This window comes from Arthrobacter sp. AK01 (genome assembly GCF_021109375.1).
In the GTDB taxonomy this organism is placed as follows: Bacteria; Actinomycetota; Actinomycetes; order Actinomycetales; family Micrococcaceae; genus Arthrobacter.
The window spans coordinates 81,511-87,591 of sequence record NZ_JAJOHP010000012.1; the positions used below are offsets into that span (position 1 = coordinate 81,511).

At 60.7% G+C, this 6,081-nt stretch carries 7 protein-coding genes and 1 tRNA gene; 6 read left to right on the forward strand and 2 right to left on the reverse strand.

The window, feature by feature from the left end; translation table 11 throughout:
- Positions 1-57: 57 nt before the first annotated feature.
- Positions 58-318 carry an FmdB family zinc ribbon protein gene (locus tag LN996_RS06185; protein ID WP_231339553.1) on the reverse strand — a complete coding sequence of 87 codons (261 nt, stop codon included), beginning with the start codon at positions 316-318 and terminating at the stop codon, positions 58-60.
- A gap of 171 nt (positions 319-489) precedes the next feature.
- Positions 490-1,104, reverse strand: a complete 615-nt coding sequence (locus LN996_RS06190) for a 5-formyltetrahydrofolate cyclo-ligase (RefSeq protein WP_231339554.1) — start codon at positions 1,102-1,104, stop codon at positions 490-492.
- 98 nt (positions 1,105-1,202) lie between these two features.
- Here LN996_RS06190 and galU point away from each other — a divergent pair, with 98 nt between their 5' ends.
- The 6 genes from galU (at position 1,203) to LN996_RS06220 (ending at position 5,902) form a co-directional block, all read left to right on the forward strand.
- Positions 1,203-2,138, forward strand: coding sequence for a UTP--glucose-1-phosphate uridylyltransferase GalU (galU, locus tag LN996_RS06195; protein ID WP_256491663.1), 936 nt, complete (start codon positions 1,203-1,205; stop codon positions 2,136-2,138).
- A 6-nt stretch (positions 2,139-2,144) separates the two neighbouring features.
- Entirely contained in the window at positions 2,145-2,756 is a 612-nt protein-coding gene (locus tag LN996_RS06200; protein ID WP_231339556.1) for a GNAT family N-acetyltransferase, read from the forward strand.
- Between the two features lie 145 nt (positions 2,757-2,901).
- Positions 2,902-3,786 carry a hypothetical protein gene (locus LN996_RS06205; protein ID WP_231339564.1) on the forward strand — a complete coding sequence of 295 codons (885 nt, stop codon included), beginning with the start codon at positions 2,902-2,904 and terminating at the stop codon, positions 3,784-3,786.
- A 43-nt stretch (positions 3,787-3,829) separates the two neighbouring features.
- Positions 3,830-4,255 (forward strand): NAD(P)H-binding protein, encoded by a 426-nt coding sequence (locus LN996_RS06210; RefSeq protein ID WP_308102706.1) that lies wholly within the window; start codon positions 3,830-3,832, stop codon positions 4,253-4,255.
- A gap of 36 nt (positions 4,256-4,291) precedes the next feature.
- Positions 4,292-4,364: transfer RNA gene (locus LN996_RS06215), tRNA-Ala, on the forward strand.
- 134 nt (positions 4,365-4,498) lie between these two features.
- Positions 4,499-5,902 carry a hypothetical protein gene (locus LN996_RS06220; RefSeq protein ID WP_231339558.1) on the forward strand — a complete coding sequence of 468 codons (1,404 nt, stop codon included), beginning with the start codon at positions 4,499-4,501 and terminating at the stop codon, positions 5,900-5,902.
- The last annotated feature ends 179 nt before the right edge of the window (positions 5,903-6,081 follow it).

A 6,081-nucleotide genomic window follows, 5' to 3' on the forward strand; every position in this document is an offset into this window, starting at 1 on the left:
CCAGCTGCCAGCGCCGCGAAACAGCCCTCTGGTGCGCTATGTGGAAAAGGTGGAGACCTAGCTGGCTGCGGCCGCTGCAGCGGGGGCCGGCGACGGAGCGGCAGGGGCCGGTGCTGCGGCCGAAACGGTGCTGCCCTTGGCGTCGCGGGAATCTGTCCGATAGAAGCCTGAACCCTTGAAGACTACGCCGACGCTGTTGAACTTCTTGCGAAGGGCGCCCTTGCACTCGGGGCACTCCGTCAGGGAGCTGTCAGAGAAGGACTGGACGATGTCAAAGGCATGGTCACAGTCTTTGCAGGCGTATGCGTAAGTGGGCACTGAATTCCTCCTTCAGGACAAAGTTCAGGTCCTGTGCAGCGGCGGCGGAATAACTCTCCGCATTAGCAGTCGCAGGGCCTGAGTGCCAATTCTATCATCCGTCTCCTTGGCATGCGCCAGCGGATGTGTTGGATCTCTCCAAGTGCCGGAGTCAACAAGGAGGTGCGGCAGTCAGGCCATACCCGCCGTGCCTTCGAGACGGACGACGCCGGATGGCGTCAGGATCTCCCGCACGGGGCGGTCAAAAGCTTCGGCGGGGATCGAACCTGTTGGCAACAGGTCGTCGTCGTACACCACAGCAATGGTGGGCGGCCGCCGGCCGGAAGCGTCGAGGCCATGGAGGAGTCGATCGTAGTAGCCGCCCCCCTGGCCGATCCGGTTGCCATCCATGTCCACCGCAGTGGCAGGCATGAAGATACCCGCACTTCCGGCGACAACCTGGCTTTCCAGTCGTTCGCCTTCGGGCTCGTCGATGGGGGCGTAGGCGGAGCGGACAAACGCCGTCGAGGGCGTCCAATACACCCAGCTCAACTGCCGTCCGGGCTCGCAGACGGGAAGCAGAACGCGGTGGCCGGCCCCGTGCAGCGCCTCGATAAGCGGCATGGTGGGCGGCTCGAAGGCAACCCCCAAGTAGACGGCAAACGTGGAGACGGTGGCAGGGGAGGCAGCTGCCGCCCACGCCGATCCATGATGTGCGATCCCCTCGCCGGCCGCCGCGATCTGTTCCGGAGAGAGGGCTTGCCTGTGCAGGCGGCGGCTGCTGCGGATGTCTTCTTTCGATGCCATGCGTATCCGATCGTGAGGTGAGCCTGATGCCGGTCCAGCAACCAAGGCCGCCATGCGGCACACCGAAATGTGTTCCCGGCACGGCGAGGGTTTAGCCGATGATGTATTCCTTCCGTTACATTAGTCCGGTGACTCTCGATAACAATGCTGTCCGTAAGGCCGTCATCCCCGCAGCGGGTCTTGGCACCAGGTTCCTGCCTGCAACAAAGGCGATGCCGAAGGAAATGCTGCCTGTGGTTGACAAGCCAGCCATCCAGTACGTCGTCGAAGAAGCCGTCAAGGTTGGCCTGCACGACGTCCTGATGATCACAGGGCGCAGCAAGCGCGCCCTTGAGGATCATTTTGACCGCGTGCCGGCGTTGGAAGCGACCCTGGCCGAGAAGGGCGATACCGCCAAGCTTGAGGCCATCCAGTCCGCCACCAACCTCGGCGACATCCACTATGTCCGCCAAGGCGACCCGAACGGCCTGGGCCATGCCGTCCTTCGTGCAAAGCAGCACGTTGGCCACGAGCCTTTCGCCGTTCTCCTGGGCGATGACCTGATCGACGCCCGCGATAACCTGCTGAGCGACATGATCGCCGTCCAGCAGAAGACCGGCGGTTCCGTGGTTGCCCTGATCGAAGTGGAACCCTCCAAGATCAGCGCCTACGGTTGCGCCGACGTCGAAGAGATCGGCGAAGACGGCTACGTCCGCATCAAGCAGCTCGTGGAAAAGCCTTCTCCGGAAGAAGCGCCGTCCAACCTCGCCGTCATCGGCCGCTACGTGCTGCACCCGGCAGTGTTTGATGTTCTGGAGAAAACCGCTCCGGGCCGGGGCGGCGAAATCCAGCTGACCGATGCCCTTGAAGTCCTTGCCGCCGGCGAAGGTGAGGGCTACGGCGTATACGGCGTCGTTTTCCGCGGCCGCCGCTACGATACCGGTGACAAGCTCAGCTACCTCAAGGCATGCATTGAGCTGGCGTGCGAACGCGAAGACCTCGGCCCCGAACTGCGTGAGTGGTTGCCGACCTTTACTGCCTCGCTTCCCAAGTAACACCGGATGTACGGCTCTGCGATCTGGCCGGTGACGCTGGAGAGCGGAAACCTGCTTCTTCGCCCCATCCGTTACCGCGACAAGCGGGAGTGGTCTGAAGTCCGTTCGCGGAACAGCGAATGGCTCGCTCCATGGGAGGCGTCCAACCCCGCACCGGGTGGGCGCCTGCCCAGCTATCGGCAGATGGTGGGCTCGCTGAACGACCAAGCCCGCCACTCCACGGCCCTGCCCTTCCTCATCGTTGAGCGGACCCCCGGATTCCGGGAACCGCGAATCGTGGGGCAATTGACCGTTTCCTCCATTGTCTGGGGATCGGCCATGATGGCAACGCTGGGTTATTGGGTTGACAAGGAGCGTGCCGGGCTTGGCATCGCTCCGACGGCGGTCGCCATGGCAACTGATCACTGTTTCAGGGTGTTGGGCCTCCATCGCATGGAGATCAATATCAGGCCTGAAAACGCACCCAGCCTGCGGGTGGTCGAAAAGCTCGGATTCCGCGATGAGGGCTATCGCGAACGCTACTTGCATATCAACGGCGAATGGGCTGACCACCGCTCCTTCGCGCTGACCTCCGAGGAAGTTCCGGAGGGTCTGTTACGTCGGTGGCTCAGGGGATAAACGGGCAGGTCATAGGCCTTTTTGGCCGTATATCCAGTCATTTGCGGACTCGCCGACGACACACCGGCCGCAATGCCGCCGCGCCCGGCGATTTGCTTCTACGGTTTTGAATGTGGACTTCCCTCTCAGCAGCTCAGTGATACTCGTGGTCACTGTTGCCCTGTGGATGGTCTGGGTGGCGCCCTACGTTTTGCGGAACAGACGCCAACAAGTCCAAACAGCCACTGTCCCGGCAGGGGCGATCGACGACGAACCAGACGAAACGCAGGCAGGGGTGGTACTGACTTTGGCACCTCAGCAGGAGAAACCGATGGAGACCATGCACAGCAAAGCACAGGCGTCGCCCCAGGAATCCCGTGCGGCTGAGTCGTTCCCTGGAAAAGCCCCCACCACTCCCTTCACCATCCGCTACGCCCGGCTCACGCTGGCATTGGCGGGCCTTGCCCTGCTGGTGACGTCAGTGGTGTCCGGCGTTCTCCTCGCCTTTGGCGCCGGATCCGGCTGGTTGCCGTTGGTTTCCTTCATTGGGGCTGTGCTCGCCGTCGTGACCCTGCGGAAGCTCGCCCTCCGGGATCTTCGCGAACGCCGGGCGCGCCGTGCTGCGCAAGCTGCGCCCATTCCGACGCCGGCGCGCTACTTGCCGAAGGAACCGGCAGTGGAAGCGAAGGAAACCACCGTTTTCGACGCCGAAGCCACCAATCGTGAAGCTGCGCGCCTGTCCGCCGTTGAGCTTCGCCAGGCCGCGTTGGCCGTTGCAGTCGCCGCGGGAGACGAATCCGCCCAGACGGCCGGGGACTCCAAGGGCTCCAGCTGGGAGCCGGTCGCAGTTCCCAAGCCCACGTACGTCGAGGCCGCCAAGGTTCCAAGGCCGGCTCCCGAGCCCCTGGACCTCCCTGAGGCTCCCAAGCCTGTGGGCAAGCCCGTTCTGAAGCAGGGCGCTGAGCAAGCGGAGGCAGCGGCCACTGTTTCTGCCAAGGGGCAGAGCGCGCTCAGCAACCTGGACGACGTTCTGCAGCGCCGTCGCGCCTAGAACCTCCATGAACAGCATCTGCGTCGCGGGTAGCATCGGGTAGATCGGTCGGGACGTCGTCCGGCTCGCGCTGTCTGCGGGGCCTACGGTGACCGCCTCTTCCCGCCACGTACCGGCCGCCGGCTCGGCGAAGCGTCACGACGGCGCAACTTACTTTACGGGCGATGTCACCACAGGAGAGGGGCTGGCAGCCGCTTTGGTGGGTGCCGACGTCGTCATTGATTGTCTCGGAGCCCCGGGTAGTGAGCGGCACTGCATACGAACTGTGGGCGGTCCGGAGGTCCTCACCATGCGTCAGATGGCGGAGTCGTGGAAGACGGTCACAGGGAGGCGAGGCAAGATCGTGGAGCTGCCCCTGGCCGGGGCCATGGGGTCTTTCCTTCGTGCCGGCAACAACCTGATCCCCGGGCGGAAGGATGGCGCGGAGACGTTCGTGTCGTGGTTGGAAAAGCACGACGAAACTTTGTAGCCTAGGGACACTGGCCAGGCCGTACAGCTTGGCCCAGGGGCTATAGCTCAGTTGGTAGAGCGCTTCGTTCGCATCGAAGAGGTCAGGAGTTCGAATCTCCTTAGCTCCACACAGAGAATGCCCGCCCTACCTGCGCAAACGCGGGTAGGGCGGCAGTTACTGAGTCAAAAACCCAATTGCGTACCGCAATCTTGGCATCAGAGAATCTGCGAGCCGCAGAGCAACAATAAATATGGGGGCACCATGCAGGACCAAGAAGAAGGTTCGACCGAATCTGAGGCGGACGATCTCGATCCGACTGTAGAAGAACTCCTTGAACTCATGGAAGCCTTCAGGTCCAATCAAGATGACCTGCTCTACACGGCCGACTACATCGAGCGGCAAGAACATGAACTTGACGACTACCGCGAGCGCGCTCACACGAGCATCGAGCGGGAGTATCCGCACGTACCCGAAGGTTTGTTTGAGCGTCTCTGGGATCTCTTGGAAGTGGAACTGGAGGGCATTGGGGCGCCACAGCTCAAATCTGACAAAGAGGGACTTCATACACGCGACACCGAACAACACAAGGATGCGGTGCGTGCGGTAATTCGAGAGCTGCCAGAGGATTGCGGGCAAGAGTACTTCAGCGATGTAGCCCGGGCCATCGTAAGGATGCAGGATTCGCCGCAGACGACAAAGCTGCTGTCCTCTTTGCTGACTACGGTAGTTGCTGACTTTGAAGTCCTCATGGGCAACCTGCTCCGTGTTGTGATTACAAACGTCCCACAAATCATCAGTTCATCCAATCAGACCTTTACCTGGGCGCAGATATGCGAGTTTGAAGACCTTGAATCCTTTAGGCAGCATCAGATCGACAAGTTCGTCGATAGTTTGCTGTACGGCAGCTATAGTGACTGGCTGGAGTTTGTCGGTAAGAAGCTACACATAGATGTGCCCCCGCTAGCCACCGACGCATCTACAATCGAGATTTTCCAGCGGCGTCACATGATCGTGCACAACGGCGCGGTTGCGTCCAAGCAATACGTCGAAGCGTGCAAGCCGTCGCCCCATAAGAAGGGCCTGGATGAGTACCTCGGCGTAGATGTTCCATATCTGCGGCACGCCTCTGACCGCCTTATGTCGATCGCCACCTTCCTCGTGTTCGCTACGTGCCAGAAATTCGTCAAGGACCAAGACTCCGTGCAGTCCATGGAGTCTTATGTTGGTGGAGTTGTCTCATACCACTTGCTTCAGGACAAGCGATTTGAGGCCGTTCAACAGCTCTCCCAGGTAGTCAAGGCATCTAGCTTCAACGATTTGGGCGCTGGCTACCGATATCAAGTCAACAGCTGGGTGGCAGCCAAACGAACCGGGCAGCTAAAACAGCACCAGGAAGACATTGAAAACTGGAATACGTCGGTCCTCCAGCCGGTGTTCCGGCTTGCTAAGCACGCACTGCTGGACGAGCTGACAGAAGGCCATAAGCTCGTGCAAAAGATGCGCGCCTCGGACGAGCTGCCCCTACGACACTGGCTCACGTGGCCACTTCTGAGCGAACTGCGTGACTACAGCCAGAAACATGCACGTGTTACAAGCGTTGAATCTGAAGAAATCGGCGTGTTAGTCTCATCAGCAATAGACGAAGGAGAGTCGGAAAATGTCTGACCCGAACCTGTAAGCCCCGATAGCAAAACGTCCAAAGTCCCCAGACCTCGAAGATTGAGATCTGGGGATTTCCACTGAAGAGCCCCACCCTCCCCCGAAGGGGGGGGGCGGGAGGTATTTTAAGTATTTATAGAGCTAATTGTATGTTTAGAAACCACACACAACGAGCGCGGGGACCG